Source organism: Hymenobacter caeli (assembly GCF_013294115.1).
Taxonomy (GTDB): Bacteria; Bacteroidota; Bacteroidia; order Cytophagales; family Hymenobacteraceae; genus Hymenobacter; species Hymenobacter caeli.
The window spans coordinates 1-1,595 of the sequence record NZ_JABSNP010000042.1; the positions used below are offsets into that span (position 1 = coordinate 1).

The 1,595-nt window shown below is 50.4% G+C and carries 1 protein-coding gene; it reads right to left on the bottom strand.

The annotated features are described in order from the left end of the window. Window positions 1-92: 92 nt before the first annotated feature. Complete coding sequence (locus HNP98_RS21465; RefSeq protein WP_173812255.1) at window positions 93-1,442, bottom strand: hypothetical protein; 1,350 nt, start codon at window positions 1,440-1,442, stop codon at window positions 93-95. Between the last annotated feature and the right edge of the window lie 153 nt (window positions 1,443-1,595).

Genomic DNA, 1,595 nt, shown 5'->3' on the forward strand with positions numbered 1-1,595 from the left:
GCGGCATTCGGCCCTCGGTTATCTCGCCCCCAACCACTTCGAAACCCATTTTCAAACTACGTCCCAACTCTGTGCGGCTTAGCTAGACCACCTCAGAAGTGATTAAGCGTTTTACGCGCCGCTTCAATATTCTCGTCTAGCAGACGTATCGCTATTTTATCGTCCGCATTATCGGCTTTTACCTGTTCAAGCTTTTGTAGCTCGTAAAGCAAATCAATGATGTCGCGAGTGTTCTCGTAATGCACGAAAATCAGCGCTTGGTTGTCGTGCGCCGCCGAGTGTGCTCGTACCTTTTCGGCTGAAAGGGTTTCATTAAAAACCAGGTAAATCAGGCCATCTACTTCCCCGGTGGGGTAGTCGGCCCTTAGTTCGTCGGTGATAACGAACTTAAACATGCGCGGAGTACCAAACTCGTAGGTGTACGCTTTGGCTAAAACCGGTGGTAGGTCGTCATAGCGCTGGAGTAGGGCTGCTACCGCGTCGCTTTTAGCAATCTTCTGTTCAGCCTCAATTAGAGCAGCTTCCACGTCCAGGGTGGTGCCGTTATTGGGAATGAAGCGTTTGGCGTGCGCCCGATACAGAATGATTTTATGCTTCTTCAGCGCTTCAACTAGGTCGGCAGCATTTTCCAGGCCTAGCGCAGTTTTGGCATACTGCACTAAGAATGCCTGATTCAGGTTGCTTCCCTGCGCAGCTGTGATGTTGAGTAGCCCAACGGTTTTGAGCAGGTGCTTGTATTCCTCAACGTTCTCCGAGAATGTCCGCTCAATCTCATCTAAACCATTGCGGATAGCCGACCAGGCAGCATAATCTGGGTTAAACTTAGATTGGAGAAACGAATAGAAATTGAAGAACAGATAGTCGTAGACTTGTCCGATGTGGTAAAAAGCACCAGGCCGGTCGCGGCGAAACTGTTTCAGACTGGTATGGTCCGACGCTTCCAGGAAAGAAAAAAGACTCCGTTCGTTTTGGCCGTAGCGTTGCAGACAGAGCGTTAGCACGTTCGCAGCAAGCAAATCGAGCGGAAAGAGGCCGGTAGCCACTTCCTCCGCGTAAGCAGGTTTCAGGTCAAAGGCCCGCGTGTCGTTGGCGATAAGTACCGTTTGCAATACGGCTTCTTCTTCGTGGGCGTCGCGCCGGGTAGCATTCAAATGAGTTGCTGCCAAACGTAGCAGCTGCTCAATCGGTTCGTTAAAGGTTATCTCACGAAAACGACCTTTTACCTTACTCCATTCTTGCCGCTGCGGTACACTAAGGCCAAAAGCATAGGCATCAACGTTCTGGTGTACTGTCGTAATTAGCAGTACGTTGTGGCGCGGGTCGGCTGCAAACTCAGCTAAGCTCTGGAAGAAGTATACCGCGGCACCGGGGTCATTCGCAGCCGCGTGTTCCAGAAATTTGCCAAACTCGTCTATTAGTACGACTAAACAGCCGTTTTTCAAGGTAGTCTGATGCTGGTAATAGAGCGCCGCTAGAATTGCGTTGCCGTCAGCTCCAGGCTTACTCTACCCTACTATTTTTACAGACCTTTGACAGACCACTAGTTGTCGGAGCAGCCATTCTAATAGAGCTACGACCAGTCGGACCATTTTGTG